This window comes from Streptomyces sp. NBC_01450 (assembly GCF_036227505.1).
GTDB lineage: Bacteria > Actinomycetota > Actinomycetes > Streptomycetales > Streptomycetaceae > Streptomyces.
The window spans coordinates 8,720,319-8,737,475 of the sequence record NZ_CP109480.1 but is presented as its reverse complement, the minus strand read 5'-3'; the positions used below and the strand labels follow the sequence as shown (position 1 = coordinate 8,737,475).

17 protein-coding genes and 1 pseudogene are annotated in these 17,157 nt (G+C 68.5%); 1 reads left to right on the top strand and 17 read right to left on the bottom strand.

Annotated elements, in window-relative coordinates; all coding sequences use genetic code 11:
* Positions 1-20: 20 nt before the first annotated feature.
* The 11 genes from OG568_RS38835 to OG568_RS38785 all read right to left on the bottom strand — a co-directional run bounded on the left by OG568_RS38835 (position 21) and on the right by OG568_RS38785 (position 9,668).
* On the bottom strand, positions 21-911 hold the full coding sequence (locus OG568_RS38835; protein WP_329534910.1) for a diacylglycerol kinase: 891 nt from the start codon (positions 909-911) through the stop codon (positions 21-23).
* A 31-nt stretch (positions 912-942) separates the two neighbouring features.
* Positions 943-1,890: a twin-arginine translocase subunit TatC gene (tatC, locus tag OG568_RS38830; RefSeq protein WP_266581301.1), complete on the bottom strand. Its 948-nt coding sequence runs from the start codon at positions 1,888-1,890 to the stop codon at positions 943-945.
* 47 nt (positions 1,891-1,937) lie between these two features.
* Complete coding sequence (gene tatA / locus OG568_RS38825; protein ID WP_329534909.1) at positions 1,938-2,222, bottom strand: Sec-independent protein translocase subunit TatA; 285 nt, start codon at positions 2,220-2,222, stop codon at positions 1,938-1,940.
* A gap of 259 nt (positions 2,223-2,481) precedes the next feature.
* Entirely contained in the window at positions 2,482-2,676 is a 195-nt protein-coding gene (locus OG568_RS38820; RefSeq protein WP_266415963.1) for a hypothetical protein, read from the bottom strand.
* A 187-nt stretch (positions 2,677-2,863) separates the two neighbouring features.
* Positions 2,864-3,124: a hypothetical protein gene (locus OG568_RS38815; RefSeq protein ID WP_266421977.1), complete on the bottom strand. Its 261-nt coding sequence runs from the start codon at positions 3,122-3,124 to the stop codon at positions 2,864-2,866.
* A 113-nt stretch (positions 3,125-3,237) separates the two neighbouring features.
* Positions 3,238-4,266 carry a helix-turn-helix transcriptional regulator gene (locus tag OG568_RS38810; RefSeq protein WP_329370106.1) on the bottom strand — a complete coding sequence of 343 codons (1,029 nt, stop codon included), beginning with the start codon at positions 4,264-4,266 and terminating at the stop codon, positions 3,238-3,240.
* 17 nt (positions 4,267-4,283) lie between these two features.
* Positions 4,284-5,261: a helix-turn-helix transcriptional regulator gene (locus OG568_RS38805; RefSeq protein ID WP_266623391.1), complete on the bottom strand. Its 978-nt coding sequence runs from the start codon at positions 5,259-5,261 to the stop codon at positions 4,284-4,286.
* A 198-nt stretch (positions 5,262-5,459) separates the two neighbouring features.
* Positions 5,460-5,831: an FKBP-type peptidyl-prolyl cis-trans isomerase gene (locus OG568_RS38800; protein WP_266415957.1), complete on the bottom strand. Its 372-nt coding sequence runs from the start codon at positions 5,829-5,831 to the stop codon at positions 5,460-5,462.
* Positions 5,832-5,900: 69 nt separating this feature from the next.
* The gene (locus tag OG568_RS38795; protein WP_329534908.1) at positions 5,901-6,908 is read right to left on the bottom strand and encodes an FKBP-type peptidyl-prolyl cis-trans isomerase; all 1,008 of its coding nucleotides are present in this window, start codon (positions 6,906-6,908) and stop codon (positions 5,901-5,903) included.
* 129 nt (positions 6,909-7,037) lie between these two features.
* Positions 7,038-8,399: a Pup--protein ligase gene (pafA, locus tag OG568_RS38790; protein WP_054231169.1), complete on the bottom strand. Its 1,362-nt coding sequence runs from the start codon at positions 8,397-8,399 to the stop codon at positions 7,038-7,040.
* 9 nt (positions 8,400-8,408) lie between these two features.
* A complete protein-coding gene (locus OG568_RS38785) occupies positions 8,409-9,668 on the bottom strand; it encodes an MFS transporter (protein ID WP_329534907.1) in 1,260 nt (419 codons plus the stop codon).
* A gap of 123 nt (positions 9,669-9,791) precedes the next feature.
* On the opposite strand from OG568_RS38785, the gene OG568_RS38780 reads away from it, so the two are divergent.
* Positions 9,792-10,808, top strand: a complete 1,017-nt coding sequence (locus tag OG568_RS38780) for a LacI family DNA-binding transcriptional regulator (protein ID WP_329534906.1) — start codon at positions 9,792-9,794, stop codon at positions 10,806-10,808.
* A 196-nt stretch (positions 10,809-11,004) separates the two neighbouring features.
* On the opposite strand, the gene prcA is transcribed toward OG568_RS38780, so the two are convergent.
* The 6 genes and pseudogenes from prcA to arc all read right to left on the bottom strand — a co-directional run bounded on the left by prcA (position 11,005) and on the right by arc (position 16,928).
* Positions 11,005-11,751 (bottom strand): proteasome subunit alpha, encoded by a 747-nt coding sequence (gene prcA, locus OG568_RS38775; protein ID WP_266415949.1) that lies wholly within the window; start codon positions 11,749-11,751, stop codon positions 11,005-11,007.
* 58 nt (positions 11,752-11,809) lie between these two features.
* Positions 11,810-12,655 (bottom strand): proteasome subunit beta, encoded by an 846-nt coding sequence (gene prcB, locus OG568_RS38770; RefSeq protein ID WP_266581312.1) that lies wholly within the window; start codon positions 12,653-12,655, stop codon positions 11,810-11,812.
* Positions 12,607-12,792 (bottom strand): annotated as a pseudogene (locus tag OG568_RS38765) (endonuclease domain-containing protein); the annotation flags it as partial. The gene prcB and the pseudogene OG568_RS38765, both read right to left, overlap by 49 nt.
* 239 nt (positions 12,793-13,031) lie before the next feature.
* Entirely contained in the window at positions 13,032-13,250 is a 219-nt protein-coding gene (locus OG568_RS38760; RefSeq protein ID WP_060902297.1) for a ubiquitin-like protein Pup, read from the bottom strand.
* Between the two features lie 166 nt (positions 13,251-13,416).
* Positions 13,417-14,928, bottom strand: coding sequence for a depupylase/deamidase Dop (gene dop, locus OG568_RS38755; RefSeq protein ID WP_353961867.1), 1,512 nt, complete (start codon positions 14,926-14,928; stop codon positions 13,417-13,419).
* A gap of 233 nt (positions 14,929-15,161) precedes the next feature.
* Positions 15,162-16,928: a proteasome ATPase gene (arc, locus tag OG568_RS38750; RefSeq protein WP_329370092.1), complete on the bottom strand. Its 1,767-nt coding sequence runs from the start codon at positions 16,926-16,928 to the stop codon at positions 15,162-15,164.
* Positions 16,929-17,157: the final 229 nt, after the last annotated feature.

Genomic DNA, 17,157 nt, shown 5'->3' with positions numbered 1-17,157 from the left:
AAACCCCGGATCCCCGCAGCTCAGGGAATCGCGACGCGCACCGCCGCGGGCACGCATTCCGCGGTGAGCGGCAGCGGCCCGAGCGGCTCGCCGTCCGCGTACGCGGTGACACCCTCGGCGACGAGTTCGACCTTGACGGCCCGGTACACGGAGACCACGGGGTGGTCGAGGTGGGTGCCCCGGTAGACCTTGGGGAACACCTTGAGCAGGGTCGTGCGGCTGCACTCCCCGACTACCGTGACGTCGAACAGCCCGTCCTCCAGGTCGGCGCCCGCGCAGATCCTCATCCCGCCGCCGTACGACGATCCGTTGCCGACCGCGACGAGGGTCGCGCCGATCTCCCGGACCTCGCCGTCGTCCAGGGTGATCCGGTACGGGAGGGGCTCGAGGGCGGCCAGCTCGGCGAGCATGGCGAGGTCGTACTTGAAACGGCCGACCGGCCACCGCATGCGATTGCCGCGGTCGTTGACCCGGGAGTCGAAGCCGGAGGCGAGGACGGTGCCGAACCAGGTGCCGTTCACCCGGCCCAGGTCGACATCGCGCAGCCGCGCCCCCTTGAGGGCCTCGGCGATCAGCCGTCCCGCGGCCGCCGGGTCACGCACCGGAAGTCCGAGGGCGCGGGCGAAGTCGTTCCCGGTGCCGGCGGCGACCAGGCCGAGCGGGGTACGGGTGCCGGCGACGGCCTGGAGGGCGAGGTTCGCCATGCCGTCGCCCCCGACGGCTATCAGCGCGCCGGTGCCGCCCTCGACGGCCGCACGCGCGCGCGTGAGGGCGTCCTCGGCGTTCTCCCCGAGGACCGTACGGACGGAGAATCCCGCCTCCCGCAATGCGAAAGCGGCCGGCTGCGCCGCGTGGGCGCCCCGGCCGCGTCCCGCGGTGGGGTTGACGAAAAGGGTGATCTCGCTGGTCACGGCCCTGACCTTACGAGATCTCCGGGCTTCGTCAGGTCACGTCGTCATAACCGTTGACCCGGTCCGTGCTCGACTGCTCGGGCAGTCCGCGACGGGACGACACGCTCTCGACCTCGCCGATGTCCTCGGGCGTGAGGTCCAGGTCGGAGGCTTCGTCGTCGGCCGGACCCTCGGCCTCGCGACGCTGCTTGCGCCTGTCGTTGAACAACGAGAAGACGGTCGCCACGAAGTACAGCACCCAGATCGGTCCGGCCAGCGCCAGCATGGTCAGCGGGTCGGTACTGGGCGTGGCCACGGCCGCGAAGACCGTGATACCCATGATCATCCCGCGCCACCAGCTGAGCATGCGTTTACCGGTGAGCACCCCGGTCAGATTCAGCATGACCAGCAGCAGGGGCAGCTCGAAGGAGAGACCGAATACGAGCACCATGCGGACGATCAGGTCGAGCAGGTCGTCGAGCGGCAGCTGGTTGTCGAGGTCCGCGGGCGAGAAGCCGAGCAGCACGCTCGCCATCGTCGGCAGCGTCTTGTAGGCGAAGAAGGCGCCGCCCAGGAACAGCGGGACGCCCGTACCCACGAACGCCATCGCGTACTTCTTCTCGTGCCGGTGCAGACCCGGAACGATGAAGGCCCACAGCTGGTACAGCCAGATCGGCGACGCGAAGATCACACCGGCCATCAGCGAGACCTTGAGCGCGAGCGTGAACGGCGTCAGCAGACCGTTGAGCACGATGCGCGCGCAGGTACCGCTCCGCTGCTGGGCCAAGTCGGAGAAGGTGGACTTGCATCCCACCGCATCCAGAATCGGGTTCGTGAAGAACTCGATGATGTTCTTGTAGTAGAAGGCGGCGACGATCGTGACGACGACGATGGCCAGGACGGCCTTCGCGAGCCGGTTTCGGAGCTCACGAAGGTGCTCCGCGAGGGGCATCCGTCCCTCGGGATCCGCCTTCTCCTTCTTGCGGGCAGACTTGAGCAACCCACGTCCTCATCTCGTGCGGCGGACCGGAGGCGTCCGGCCCTGCGTCAGCGCTTGGTCGTGTCCGTCGGCTCGCTGACCGGGCGGGAGCTGGTCACATCGCCGGGCGCGGCCTGGATCGTGCGCTGAGCCGGGGTCTGCTCGTCGGTGCTGGGCGGACCGGCCGGGGCGGGGTTGCTGCCCTCGTCCTTCATCGCCTTGGCCTCGCTCTTCAGGATGCGCGCGGACTTACCGAGGGACCGCGCCATGTCCGGAAGCTTCTTCGCGCCGAACAGCAGGATGATGACGACGAGGATGAGAATGATCTCGGGAGCGCCGAGCCTTCCGAACATAAGTCTTTACCTTCTCACCGAGGCGGCTGGGTCGGGGTGCTGTCCGATCGGTCGGACATGTGTCCGAACGTCGTGATGACAGCGATCGTAACGCTCAGGGGTAAACGCGGGGCAATCCCTGTGCGTACTCCCAGTTCGCGGCCCGCGCCTCGTTCTCCGGACCGCGATCAGAAGCGTACCCGCCCTCACCGGCAAGTCGACAGGCTCAAACGGCTCATTACGGGGACGTCGACGGACTCATACCGGGATCCCTGGAAGGTCATACGGCATCCACAGAACGCGCGACCCCGACGGCCGCCCTCTCGAGGTCGTCGGCCGCCTGGTTGATACGGCGCGCGGAGTCCGCGACCTGCTTCCCGAGACGCTCCGCCTCCACGAAGACACGGACAGCGAGCACCCCGAGAACGGCGACTCCCAGAAAACCCACAACAATCGCGAACATCGACCAGAACATGAGGTCGACCCTAGGCCCTGTCGTCAAATTCCCGTCTGCCCCGCGACGCCATGCACGCCCTCTCGCCGCACCGGGCACATACCCAAGTACATCCAGTACGAGGGTCTGTGCCCGGCACACCGAGAGCACGCACCTGACGCCGCCGGGCCCGCCCTCCGGGCGGACGACGGGAATTTGACGACAGGGCCTAGGCCGTCGAGTGCAGGCGCAGTGTGCGCACCCCGCCCCCGGTGAGCAGTTCGACGACGCGCTCGCCCGCGGGCTTGCGGACCGCCGAGCCGCACTCGGTGCAGGTGAAGGAGTAGAAGGTGGTGCGGCTGGAGGCGCCGATAGCCAGCATCAGGGCGTTGGCCCTGAGTTCCAGACGGGCCCGGCAGTCGGGGCAGCCCGCCTTGAACAGCACGTCGGCGACTCTGCGCATACCGGCGAACGCGGTGACGACCGTCATCTCCGCCGCGCCCGAGGACGCACCGGCCCGCTCCGCGCCGCCCGCCTTCACCGATCCGCCCGCCCTCTCCGAGGTACCGGCCGTCCCCGACGCACCCGACATCGCCGACGTGGTCAAAGCCCCTGCTCCCGCCTGTCGTACGGTCCGTCCTGATCTCCCTCGAGCCCGTCGTAGGCAGCGAGTGCCTCCCGAGCCGCCTCGCGGGCGCTGTCCGCCAGCTCCGGAGGCGACACGATCCGGCCGTCCCTGCCCAGCCGCAGCGCCAACCGTCGCAGCGACGCGGGGTCGGGGGTCCGCAAGGTGATACGCAACCCGCCGTCCGGCAATTCATCCGCACTGTCGTGCGGGTAGTACTCCGCGACCCAGCGCCCGCCCGGACCGACCTCGACGACCACCTCGGGATCCTCGGCCGCCGGCTGCATCAGCCCCTCGGAGAGGTCCCGCAGCTCGACCTCGGGCGGCGCGGACGGCTCGTCGAGGATGCGGATCTCGGCGACCCGGTCGAGCCGGAAGGTGCGGCGCGCCTCGGAGCGGCGGCACCACGCCTCCACATACGTGTGTCCGACGCTGACCAGTCGGATCGGGTCGATCTCGCGCTCGGTGAGCTCGTCCCGCGAGGGCGAGTAGTAGCGGATCCACAGCCGGCGCCGCTCGGAGATCGCCCGGTCGACGTCCGCGAAGACCCCGCCCTCGGACTCGAAGGTCACCGACAGCCGGGAGCTGGCGCCCGCCGCCTCGCCCGAAGCGGCCTCCACCTTGGCGGTGGCGCGCAGCAACGCCTGCCGGTCACCCTCGCGCAGCCCGGGCAGCGTGGACACCGCGCGCGCGGCCACCAGCAGCGCGGTCGCCTCGTCGGCCGCGATACGAAGGGGTTCGGCCGCCTCCGCCGCCAGGGCGGCCGGGTTGTGCCACCAGATGCGGTCACCGTCGGTGTCGATGTCGAGGAGGTCACCGCCCCGGAAGCTGGTCCCGCACAGCGGCAGCACGTCGAGGTCGGAGATCAGCTCGTCCTCGGTGATCCCGAAGGCCCGGGCGACATCCCCGACGCGCGCGCCGGGGCGCTCACGCAGATAGGTCACCAGGGAGAGCATCCGCCGGGTCTGGTCGATCGCGTTCGTGGGCCTGACCGGTTTTCCTGCCACGTTCTCTACGTTCCCCCTCAGCCCTTGGCCACGGCGCGCAGCCGGTCCACTACATCGGCCCGCAGCTCGGCGGGCTCCAGGACCACCACGTCGGGCCCGAACTCGACGAGCCAGGCGTCCAGGCCGTGTCCGTACGGAATCTCCAACTCGTCCCAGCCGTCTCCCAGTTCCCGTACGGAGACGGCCTTGGCCCGCAGCGGGTAGCCGGAGCCGGTGCGCAGCCGGATCAGCGCGGAGCGGTCGGCGATCTCGCCCGCCCAGCTCGCGACGGTCTCCCGCACGGTGACGACGTCGGGCACCTCGGCGGTGTAGCGCCCGGCGCGGGAGCGGACCCTTCCGGTGATCCGGGAGAGCCTGAAGACGCGCTCGGCGCCACGGTCGCGGTCCCAGCCCGCCAGGTACCAGTGGCCGCGCCAGCACTCCAGCGCCCACGGCTCGACCTGCCGGGTCTCGGGGTGTGCGGCGGTGGCCTTGCGGTAGTCGAAGACGACCGGGCGGCGGTCGCGGCAGGCGAGCATCAGGGGCTCGAAGGCCGCCTCGTGCACGGGGATGTGCGGTTCGAGGGCGCCGTGGGCCTCGTAGGGGTCGACGTCCTCGGGAAGGCCCGCGGCGCGCAGCTTCTGCAGCGCACCGCTCGCCGCGCCGGCCAGTCGGGCCTGCTGCCAGACCTTGGCCGCGAGGCCGAGGGCGGCGGCCTCCTCGGCGTCGAGGGTGATGGGCGGCAGGCGGTTGCTGTCGCGGCGGGCGAGATAGCCGACCTCGCCGTCGAGGTTCTCCACCGTCTCGATGACCAGGCCCAGCTCGCGCAGATCGTCCTTGTCGCGCTCGAACATCCGGTTGAAGGAGTCGTCCGACCCGGCCGCGCCCGTGCCCGGCCTGAAGGCCTCGACATATGCCTCGATGGAGTCGCGGAGTTCGCGCTTGCTGAGCGGCCGCCGCGTCCCGAGCAGACACAGCGCGAGGTTCATCAGCCGCTCGGCCTTGGCAATGGCCATCGACGCCCTTCCTATGGTGCTTCCGACCGACGACCGTACCGCTCCGGAGTGCCCCGGCAAAAGCCGAGGGCCCATGCCCGGACAGGCATGGGCCCCAGGTGATCGACTCCGGTCGGATCCCGATCGCGGACCGTACGAAGATCGAGCCGGAACCCGACCTTCACGATGACCGGATCACGACCCGATCGCGTTGATGAATCAGACCCCGACCAGGTCGCAGACGAAGATCAGCGTCTCGCCGGGGCCGATCCGACCGCCGGCGCCACGGTCGCCGTACGCGAGGTGCGCCGGGATGACCAGCTGGCGACGGCCGCCCACCTTCATGCCCTGCACGCCCTGGTCCCAGCCGGCGATGACCTGACCGACGCCGAGCTGGAACTTCAGCGGCGTACCGCGGTTCCAGGACGCGTCGAACTCCTCGCCGGTGGAGAAGGCCACGCCCACGTAGTGGACGGAGACGGTGTCGCCCGCCTTGGCAACGGGGCCGTCACCCTCCCAGATGTCCTTGATCTCGAGGTCCTTGGGGGGCTCGCCGCCCGGGAAGTCGATCTCGGGCTTCTCGATGCTCACGTCTCTAGCTCCTGCTTGTTCGCGTAAAGGCCTTAAAGCAACACCGACAGTCTCACATCCCGCAACGCGTTACATCTTGGCCAGGATGTCCACCGAGAACACCAGAGTGGAGTCCTTCTTGATGCCACTGCCGCTCGGCGGGCTGTCGGCGTAGCCCAGCGCCGGCGGGATCACGATGAGGACGCGGCTGCCCACCTTCTTGCCGGTCAGACCCTGCGCCCAGCCCTTGACGACCTGCTGCAGCGAGAACGACGTCAGCTGGCCCCGGCTGTACGTCGAGTCGAACTCCTTGCCGGTGTCCCAGAGCACGCCCTTGTACTGCACCAGGACGCTGCTGTCCGCCTTGACCTCGTCGCCGTCGCCCTCGATGACGTAGTTCGCCACGAGCTTCGTCGGGGCCGTGGCCTTCGGCACGTCGATGGAGGGGGCCTTGCCGTCGGTGTTGGTGCCGACCTTCGGAAGCGCGGCGTCGCTCTGCGGGACGTCCTTGCCCTGGGCGGAGCTCTTCTCGTTGAAGGTGTTCTCGATGTCGACGACGAACACCAGCGTGTCGGTGCCCTTGATGCCCGCCTGCGTGTTGCCCTTCGTGCCGTAACCCCAGGTCGGCGGCACGGACATCTGGACGCGGCTGCCGGCCTTCTTGCCCACCAGGGCATAGCGCCAGCCGTCGATGATGCCGCCCTGCGCGAGCTGGATGACCAGCGGCGTCTTACGGTCGTAGGAGTTGTCGAAGACCTTGGCGGTGTCCCAGACCTGGCCGAGGTAGTTCGCCTGGATGTAGTCGTTCTCCGCGACCGTCTTGCCGCCGCCCGCGATGACCGTCTTGACCGCCAGGTCCTTCGACGGGTCGCCGGTGCCCTTCGCCACGGTCGGCTTCTCACCGAACTTGGTCCCGGCCGTGATCGCCGGCAGCGGACCGTCGACGATCTTCGGCGCCGGCGGCGGCGCCGAGGCGGACGCGGCGGCCGTGGGGGACTTGCTACTGCTGGACTTGGCCTTGTCCGACTTGTCGTCACCGCATCCGGCGAGCGTGACCAGTCCGGCGGGAACGGCAATGAGGAGGGAGCGTCGGCGCACGGTGAGGGCCTCGTATCGATCGATCTTGGTTGATGGCGTGCGCGCAACTCTACGACGTGAGAAGGGCGCCGTACGGAAAACGTACGGCGCCCCGCGTTGCGTTCCGGAATCACACCCGGAACCGCGCGCTCACATTCCCGCGATCAGCTTCTCCACCCGGTCGTCGACCGAACGGAACGGATCCTTGCACAACACCGTGCGTTGTGCCTGGTCGTTGAGCTTGAGGTGGACCCAGTCGACGGTGAAATCGCGGCGCTGCTCCTGAGCTCGCCGGATGAAGTCGCCGCGCAGCCGGGCCCGAGTGGTCTGCGGCGGCACGGACTTGCCCTCGAAGATCTTCAAATCGTTGCAGATCCGGGTGGCTTGTCCCTTCCTCTCCAGCAGGTAGTACAGACCACGACGCCGGTGGATGTCGTGATATGCGAGGTCTATCTGCGCGACCCGGGGATGCGACATCGTCATGTTGTGCTTGGCCCGGTACCGCTCGATGAGCTTGTACTTCATCACCCAGTCGATTTCGGTACCGATCCGGTCGAGGTCCTCGGCCTCGATCGCGTCGAGCGTGCGGCCCCACAGTTCGAGCACCTGCTCGACCGTGCCGGTGCGGATGCCGCGGCGCTCGCAGAAGTCCACGGCCTTCTCGAAGTACTCCCGCTGCACTTCCAGCGCGGAGGCCTCCCGGCCGCTGGCCAGACGCACCTTGCGCCGGCCCGTGATGTCGTGACTGACCTCGCGGATCGCCCGAATGGGGTTCTCCAGGGTCAGGTCGCGCATGACCGTACCGGCCTCGATCATGCGCAGTACCAGGTCGGTGGCGCCGACCTTGAGGAGCATCGTCGTCTCGGACATGTTCGAGTCACCGACGATGACGTGCAGCCGCCGGTAGCGCTCGGCGTCGGCGTGCGGCTCGTCGCGGGTGTTGATGATCGGCCGGGAGCGGGTCGTCGCCGAGCTGACGCCCTCCCAGATGTGCTCGGCGCGCTGACTCACGCAGTACACGGCGCCGCGCGGAGTCTGCAGCACCTTGCCGGCACCGCACAGCAGCTGCCGGGTGACCAGGAAGGGAATGAGAATGTCCGCGAGCCGGGAGAACTCCCCGTGCCGGGCCACCAGATAGTTCTCGTGGCACCCGTAGGAGTTGCCCGCCGAGTCGGTGTTGTTCTTGAACAGGTAGACGTCGCCCGCGATTCCTTCCTCGTGCAGGCGTCGTTCGGCGTCGACCAGGAGTCCTTCGAGAATGCGCTCGCCGGCCTTGTCGTGGGTGACGAGTTCCGTCACGTTGTCACACTCGGGTGTCGCGTATTCCGGATGTGATCCCACGTCGAGATAGAGGCGGGCACCGTTTCGCAGAAAGACATTGCTGCTGCGGCCCCATGACACGACACGGCGGAAGAGGTACCGCGCCACCTCGTCGGGAGACAGGCGCCGCTGTCCCCTGAACGTACACGTGACGCCGTACTCGTTCTCCAGCCCGAAAATGCGGCGGTCCATGACTGAACATTACGCCCGATCCCCCGAGCTGAAACGGGGTTCGACGGCACGGTTTGGATCATTTTCCGATGAGACCGCAACGACCGCACCGTCCCCGGTAGCTGCGAGGACCCGCCCCGTGGCCAGCAGAACCACCAGCGCGGCGGCACCCGCGGCACCCGGTAGGGCGAAGCCCCACACCGCCCCGCCCCGCTCGACGACCGGGCCCGCGAGGCCCGTTCCGACCGACGCGCCCACCGTGAACGTCGTCACGAGCCAGGAGAACGCCTCGGTGACGGTGCCCCTCGGCGCGTGCCGGTCGACGATGATGAACGCGCACGCGATGCAGGGCGCCAGGAAGACCCCGGCGAGCGCCGCGAGGGCCGCCATCGCGACCACGCCCGGCATCAGCGTGAGCGGCAGATAACACACCGCCAGAAGGGCCACCAGCGCCCGCAGTCGCCGCTCGGGCGCGCCGCTCCACTGCCGCGCCCCGTACACCGTCCCACCGACGAGGGCCCCGAGCCCCACGGCCGCCATCAGCCAGCCGTACACCGCGTCGCCGCCGTGGTCGTCGGCGTACGACACCGCGGCGACCGTGATCGAGCCGAGCGCGATCCCCACGAACAGGAACGCGCCGAGCAGCGCCAGGAGCCCGGGCGAACGCAACGCGCCCAGCCAGTGCGCCTCCCGCGGCGCCGAACGCCACGCGCGCGAGGGCGGCGAAAGAACCACGGAGAGGGCGCCCAGTACCCCGACGACGTTCAGGATCAGCAGCGCCGCCCGGGCGGACCAGAGCGACGCGCACAGGGTCAGGAGCAACGGTCCGACGGTGAACATGACTTCCTGCGCCACGGCGTCCATCGCGTACGCCGTGTGGACCTGCTCCTCGCGACGCAGCACGGAGGGCCACAGCGCCCGCAGACCGCCCTCCAGGGGCGGCGTGAAGAGCCCGGCGACGACCATCGCGAGATACGCCACCGGCAGCGGGTCGGTGCCCCAGAACGCGAAGACGCCCATCCCGAGGGCTGAGACGAGCGCGGCCGGCAACTGGACACGCGGCTGCCCGTACAGATCCACGAGCCGGCCGAGCAGCGGCTGCCCCACGGCGTTGGCCACCCCGTACACGGCCGCGAGCGCACCGGCCAGGCTGTACGTCCCGCCCTCCGCCCGGACGAAGAGCACCACGGCGATGGCGGCCGTGGCGTTCGGCAGCCGCCCCGTGAGCGTGCCGGCGAGCAGCCGTGCGGCGTGCCTCGCCCTGAGGATCTCCAGGTATCCCGCGGCCATGTCATGCCCTTCCGGTAGCGCGTGACGTCCCGTGGTCCCGCTCCTGAGGTTTTACGTATAACGTCCTCTGTCATACGTACCATGTGCCCAGTCCGCGAGTCCAGACGAAGGAGCAGGCCGCCGGTGGCACGAGGTAGCACCCGCCCGACGAGCCGTGACGTCGCCCAGGTCGCCGGGGTGTCCCAGGCCGCGGTCTCCCTGGTGCTGGGCGACAAGTGGCGCGGCCGGGTCTCCGAGACGACCGCGGAACGCGTCCGCGAGGCCGCCCAGGAGCTCGGCTACCGCCCGAACCTGGCCGCCCGCAACCTCCGCCTGGGTCACACCCGTACGGTCCTCCTAGTGGTCCCCGCGCTGACCACCGAGTTCTTCGCGGGCGTCTACACGGGCGCGGCCCGCGTGGCGGCGGAGCACGGCTTCGGCGTGGTCCTGTACCCCTCACCCGAGGGCATCGGCCCCGCCCGTGACCCGTTCGGCTCGGCGGCGGCCGCCCTGGACGGTGTCATCGCGTCCTCCATGGCCGCGGACGCCCTGACCGCCATCCGGGGTGACCAGCTCCCCCTGGTGATGCTCGACAGCGACCCGGAGGGCAGTCTCGGCGCGGCGACCGTCAACCTCGACATCAGGGACGGCGTACGACAGGTGGCCGAGCACCTCCTGTCCCTGGGCCACCGCCACTTCCTCCATCTGGCGGCGGACATCCCGTCCTGGACCTTCGAGGTACGGGCCCACGAACTCACCGCACAGCTGACCAAGGTCGCCGGCACCCGCCTGGACACCGTCCGCGCCCCGATCTCCTTCGAGGACGCCCTGTCCGTCGCGGAAACGGCCCTCGCCGCCCCCGGCCCCCGTCCCACCGCCCTGGTCTGCGACGACGACAAACTGGCGGCCGGCGCCTACAAGGCGGCCCGCCGCCTCGGCCTGCGCATCCCCGAGGACCTCTCCATCACGGGCCTGGACGACCTGGCCCTGGCCCAGGCCATCGACCCGGAGCTCACCACCGTCCGCCTGGACGCGGAACGCTTCGGCGAACGGGGCATGGAAGCCCTCCTGGCCGTCCTGGACGGCCGAACACCCCCCGTGGGCGACATCCCGGTACAACTGGTCGTACGAGGCTCCACGGCCCCACCGAGCTCCCCGTAGACCGCTCGCCCCCTGCACCCGCAGCCGCCGACGCACGAAAGGGGCCGTGCCGGTACATCCAAAGCCCGTCGCTCACGTCCGGATCTGGAAACGGCTCCCCATAGGGCAACGCCTGATCCGGCGGCGACGGGCTGGATGTACCGGGACGGCCCCGCCCCACCCACCGGCACCCGGCGGGCAGGGCAGAGACGAACGGTCACTCCTCGTCTTCGGTGTCCTCGGCCTCCGTAGCGGTCTCCGCGCCGCCCGCCTCCAGCAGCCTGTCCAGCTGGCGCCCGACGATCCGCCTGAACTTGCGCTGCTGCGGGCGCGTACGGTCCAGGACCGCGACCTCCAGGCGCTCCGCGGGGATCTCCCGCTCGCCCCCGTTCGGCTCCCGCGACAGCGACTGCACGGCCAGCTTCAGCGCCTCCGCCAGCGACATCCCGTCCTGGTGGCGCTGGTCCAGATAGCTACTGATCTGCTCGGCATTGCCACCCACCGCGACGGACCCGTGCTCATCCACGATGGATCCGTCGTGCGGCAGCCGATAGATCTGGTCACCTTCGGGGGTCTCCCCCACCTCGGCGACGACGAGCTCCACCTCGTACGGCTTCTCGGCGGCCGAGGAGAAGATCGTGCCCAGCGTCTGTGCGTACACATTCGCCAGACCCCGAGCGGTCACATCATCACGGTCATAGGTGTAACCCCGCAGATCGGCATAGCGCACACCACCGATCCGCAGATTTTCATATTCGTTGTACTTGCCGGCGGCCGCGAAACCGATCCGGTCATAGATCTCGCTGAACTTGTGCAGCGCACGGGACGGGTTCTCGCCGACGAACACAATGCCGTCGGCGTACTGCAGCACAACGAGGCTGCGACCGCGGGCGATGCCCTTACGGGCGTACTCCGCCCGGTCGGCCATGGCCTGCTGGGGTGAGACATAGAACGGCGTCGACACCGGTTATCCGTCCCTTTCTGTCGAAGTCACTGGATCACCTTGGCAAAAAGAGCCGGGCTCAGAGCAGCGCGGCCCGCGGACCGTCCGGCTGCTCCAGACGCCGCTCCAGGATCGCGCGGGCGATCTCGGAGGACTCGTCGTCGGTGAGCCTGCGGAAGCCGTCCTCGGTGATCACGGTGACGATCGGGTAGATCCGGCGGGCGACGTCGGGACCACCGGTCGCCGAGTCGTCGTCGGCCGCGTCGTACAGCGCCTGGATGACGAGGGTCGTGGCCTGCTCTTCGGTCAGGTCCTCGCGGTAGAGCTTCTTCATGGCGCCGCGCGCGAAGATCGAGCCGGAGCCGGTGGAGGCGTAGCCCTGCTCCTCGGAGCGTCCGCCCGTGACGTCGTAGGAGAAGATGCGGCCCTTGTCGCGGTCCAGGTCGTAACCCGCGAAGAGAGGCACCACGGCGAGGCCCTGCATGGCCATGCCGAGGTTGGAACGGATCATGGTGGAGAGCCGGTTCGCCTTGCCCTCCAGGGAGAGCGTGGTGCCCTCCACCTTCTCGAAGTGCTCCAGCTCCAGCTGGAACAGCTTGACCATCTCGACGGCCAGACCGGCCGTACCGGCGATGCCCACCGCCGAGTACTCGTCGGCCGGGAAGACCTTCTCGATGTCGCGCTGGGCGATCATGTTGCCCATGGTGGCCCGGCGGTCGCCGGCGAGGACCACTCCGCCGGGGAACGTGACGGCGACGATGGTCGTGCCGTGCGGGGCCTCGATCACGCCTTGGACGGGCGGTAGCTGCCGCTTGCCCGGCAGCATCTCCGGCTGGTGCTCGGACAGGAAGTCCATGAAGGACGACGACCCGGGCGTCAGGAAGGCAGCCGGTAGACGCCCGGTGCTACGAGTGTTGGCTTCCACGGGGATCCTTCCAAGTAGGCGGCAGCCCGACGAACAGCGTCGGGATCATCTCCCAACTTGCCGATGGCCGAATTGCAGTTGAAGCACGGTACGCCACGGACCCTACCCGTCTCGTGGCGGTGATCCACATGAACTGCGGACCTTTCAAACCGATCCCGCGGAGCCCCCTTGACGACGTGGAGCCCCATTGATCCCGCGGAGCTCATTGATCACACAGGGCCCCAGGGGAAAGGCGACACCCCTTCGAGCGCCGGGCGTCGCTCGCGAAGGCTGCCCGCGGCCCGGTTTCCCGTCACCGCGAGCAGCACTTCACGCTCAGCCTTTCCGGCGTTCAGTCGCTCGCGCGTAAGACCTTTGAATCGAAGGGAAAAGCGGCCTACTGGCCACCCTTCTGAACGAAGGAGCGCACGAAGTCCTCGGCATTTTCCTCGAGCACATCGTCGATCTCGTCCAGAACCGAGTCGACGTCGTCGCTCAGCTTTTCCTGGCGTTCCTTGAGGTCGTCCGATACCTGCGCGTCCTGCGCCTGCTCCTCGACCTCCTCGGTGGAACGCGTCGCCTTCTGCTGTCCGCCGCCGGTGTCCTTGGTCGCCATAACCCTCACCCCGCTCGGTTCGACGTTCTTGATCAGACCCTACAAGCAGGGTCCGACATCGGCCCCGCAGTTGCTACAACGTCCGGGAGCCACCTCGATGATTCCCGGACGTCGCGTCTTTCCACCCCGTTGTGCCGCCCGGGCTCCGAGGCCCCTGACGGCCCGGTCAGCCGCCTGACAGGACCCTGACCAGGTCTTCCGCCGTACGACAGCGGTCGAGGAGCTCCTTGACGTGATTACGCGTTCCGCGAAGCGGCTCCAGGGTTGGGACGCGCTGGAGCGAGTCCCGGCCCGGCAGGTCGAAGATGACCGAGTCCCAGGAGGCCGCCGCCACGTCGTCCGCGTACTGCTCCAGACAGCGCCCGCGGAAGTACGCGCGGGTGTCCTCCGGCGGCTTCGTACGGGCCCGCTCGACGTCCCGCTCGTCCAGGAGGCGCTTCATCTTGCCGCGCGCCGCCAGACGGTTGTACAGGCCCTTCTCGGCCCGTACGTCGGCGTACTGGAGGTCGACCAGGTGCAGCCGTGCCGCGTCCCAGTCGAGGTTGTCACGGCGCCGGTAGCCCTCCATGAGCTCCCGCTTGGCGACCCAGTCGAGCTCCCCGGAGAGGCTCATCGGGTCGTTCTCCAGCCGGTTCAGAGTGTCTTCCCAACGGGCCAGGACGTCCTTGGTCTGGTCGTCGGCGTCCGCCCCGAACCGTTCCTCCACGTATTTGCGCGACAGCTCGAAGTACTCCATCTGAAGCTGCACGGCGGTCAGCGTGCGTCCGCTGCGCAGCGTGACGAGCCGCTTCAGCGTGGGGTCGTGCGAGACCTGGTGCAGCGTGCGCACCGGCTGGTCGACGGCCAGGTCGACGGCGATGAAGCCGTCCTCGATCATGGACAGGACCAGGGCGGTCGTGCCCAGCTTGAGATAGGTCGAGATCTCCGACAGGTTCGCGTCACCGATGATCACGTGCAGCCTGCGGTACTTCTCGGCGTCCGCGTGCGGCTCGTCGCGGGTGTTGATGATGGGGCGCTTGAGGGTGGTCTCGAGGCCCACCTCGACCTCGAAGTAGTCCGCGCGCTGGCTGAGCTGGAAGCCGTGCTCGTGCCCGTCCTGGCCGATACCGACGCGGCCCGCTCCGGTGACGACCTGGCGTGAGACGAAGAACGGCGTGAGGTGGCGCACGATGTCCGAGAAGGGGGTCTCCCGCTTCATCAGGTAGTTCTCGTGCGTGCCGTACGAGGCGCCCTTGTTGTCGGTGTTGTTCTTGTAGAGGTGGATCGGCTGGGCGCCGGGGAGCTGGGCCGCGCGCTCCGCGGCCTCCGCCATGATGCGCTCGCCGGCCTTGTCCCACAGGACGGCGTCCCACGGGTTGGTGACCTCGGGAGCGCTGTACTCCGGGTGCGCGTGGTCCACGTACAGCCGTGCGCCATTGGTGAGGATGACATTGGCCAGGCCGATGTCCTCGTCGGTGAGCTGGCTGGAGTCGGCGGCCTCGCGGGCGAGGTCGAAGCCTCGCGCGTCCCGCAGCGGGTTCTCCTCCTCGAAGTCCCAGCGGGCGCGGCGCGCCCGGTGCATCGCCGCCGCGTACGCGTTGACGATCTGGGATGAGGTGAGCATGGCATTGGCGTTGGGGTGGCCGGGAACGGAGATCCCGTACTCCGTCTCGATGCCCATTACTCGCCGTACGGTCATGCGGCCCTCCTTGCCCGGCGGCGCCCTCGGTCGGGGGCGCTGCTCAAGTACCGCTGGTGCTCCGGTGCGTGTGCGGTGCCCGTCCCCGCAACGCGCGACTCGGCGGTACGAAAGAGCCTAGAACGCCTCTGCGCTGGTGGGGAGATCATTTGCGTCATTGCTCCGCTCCGCCGTGCCCCGTAAAGCAGTCGGCTGCGGGTACCCGTGGAGGGCACCCGCAGCCGCCCTGTCTTTTACAGGTACTGCCCGGTGTTCGCCACCGTGTCGATGGAGCGTCCGGTGTCCGCACCCTGCTTTCCGGTGACGAGCGTACGGATGTAAACGATCCGTTCGCCCTTCTTTCCGGAGATTCGGGCCCAGTCGTCCGGGTTCGTGGTGTTCGGCAGGTCCTCGTTCTCCTTGAACTCGTCCACGCACGCCTGGAGGAGGTGGGAGACCCGAAGGCCCTTCTGGTTCTGCTCGAGGAAGGCCTTGATCGCTGCCTTCTTGGCGCGGCCGACGATGTTCTCGATCATGGCGCCGGAGTTGAAGTCCTTGAAGTACAGGACTTCCTTGTCTCCGTTGGCGTAGGTGACCTCGAGGAAGCGGTTTTCCTCGGACTCGGCGTACATCTGCTCCACGGCGGTCTGGATCATGCCGTGGACGGTGGCCGCCCGGTCCCCGCCGTGCTCGCCGAGGTCGTCGGAGTGCAGCGGGAGGCGTTGTGTGAGGTACTTGGCGAAGATGTCCTTGGCGGCCTCGGCGTCCGGGCGCTCGATCTTGATCTTCACATCGAGTCGTCCGGGGCGCAGGATCGCGGGGTCGATCATGTCCTCGCGGTTCGAGGCGCCGATCACGACCACGTTCTCCAGGCCTTCCACGCCGTCGATCTCGGCGAGCAGCTGGGGGACGATGGTGTTCTCCACGTCCGAGCTGACGCCCGATCCACGGGTGCGGAAGAGGGACTCCATCTCGTCGAAGAAGACGATGACGGGGGTGCCCTCGCTGGCCTTCTCACGAGCACGCTGGAAGACGAGGCGGATCTGCCGCTCGGTCTCGCCGACGTACTTGTTCAGGAGCTCGGGGCCCTTGATGTTCAGGAAGAAGCTCTTGCCGGTGGCCTGGCCGGTGACCTCGGCGACCTTCTTGGCCAGCGAGTTGGCGACCGCCTTGGCGATGAGCGTCTTGCCGCATCCAGGAGGCCCGTAGAGCAGCACACCCTTGGGCGGCCGCAGTTCGTGCTCCTTGAAGAGGTCGGGGTAGAGGTAGGGGAGCTCGACCGCGTCGCGGATCAGTTCGATCTGGTTCCCCAGGCCGCCGATCTGCTCGTAGCCGATGTCCGGGACCTCTTCGAGGACGAGCTCCTCGACCTCGCTCTTGGGGACAACTTCGTAGACATAGCCGGAACGGGGCTCGAGAAGCAGGGCGTCGCCGGGACGGATGGTGACGTCCAGCAGCGGCTCGGCGAGCCGTACCACCCGTTCCTCGTCGGTGTGCCCCACCACGAGGGCGCGTTCGCCGTCCTCGAGGATCTCCTTGAGGGTGACGATGTCACCGACGCTCTCGTACTCCATGGCCTCGACCACGTTGAGGGCTTCGTTGAGCATCAGTTCCTGGCCGCGCCTGAGCTCTTCGAGCTCCACGCTGGGGCTGACGTTCACGCGGAGCTTGCGGCCCCCGGTGAAGATGTCCGCCGTGCCGTCCTCGTTCGCCGTGAGGAAGACACCGAAGCCGGCCGGTGGCTGTGCGAGCCGGTCGACCTCTTCCTTGAGGGCCACGATCTGGTCGCGGGCCTCACGGAGCGTGTTGGCGAGCCGCTCGTTCTGTGCGGACACGCCGGCCAGGTTGGTCTGCAGCTCGACGATCCGCTCTTCGAGAATCCTCGTGTGCCGCGGAGAGTCGGCGAGCTTGCGTCGCAGGACGGCGATCTCCTGCTCAAGGTAGGCAACCTGCCCGGCAGGGTCATCGGACCCTCGTCCCGGGCGGATGCCGCGGTTCATGTCGTCGTCGTGGGCTGCCACGGTCCTCACCTCCTCCAAGGGGAGCTGGACGCTTCCAGACCCTACCTGGGTGGGTGTCGATTGAAACCCCTAGATCACAAAGACTGTCGGGGTGTGTCCGATCTTCACCCTTGCGCTCTCCCTCACGCCAGGGGAATACCCACCGAACACGGTCGGGAAGCGGGCGGAGGTAGGGTCGACATGTTCAACACCCGTCAGAGCTGGCCCGATTCCCCAGTCTGCGGATCGC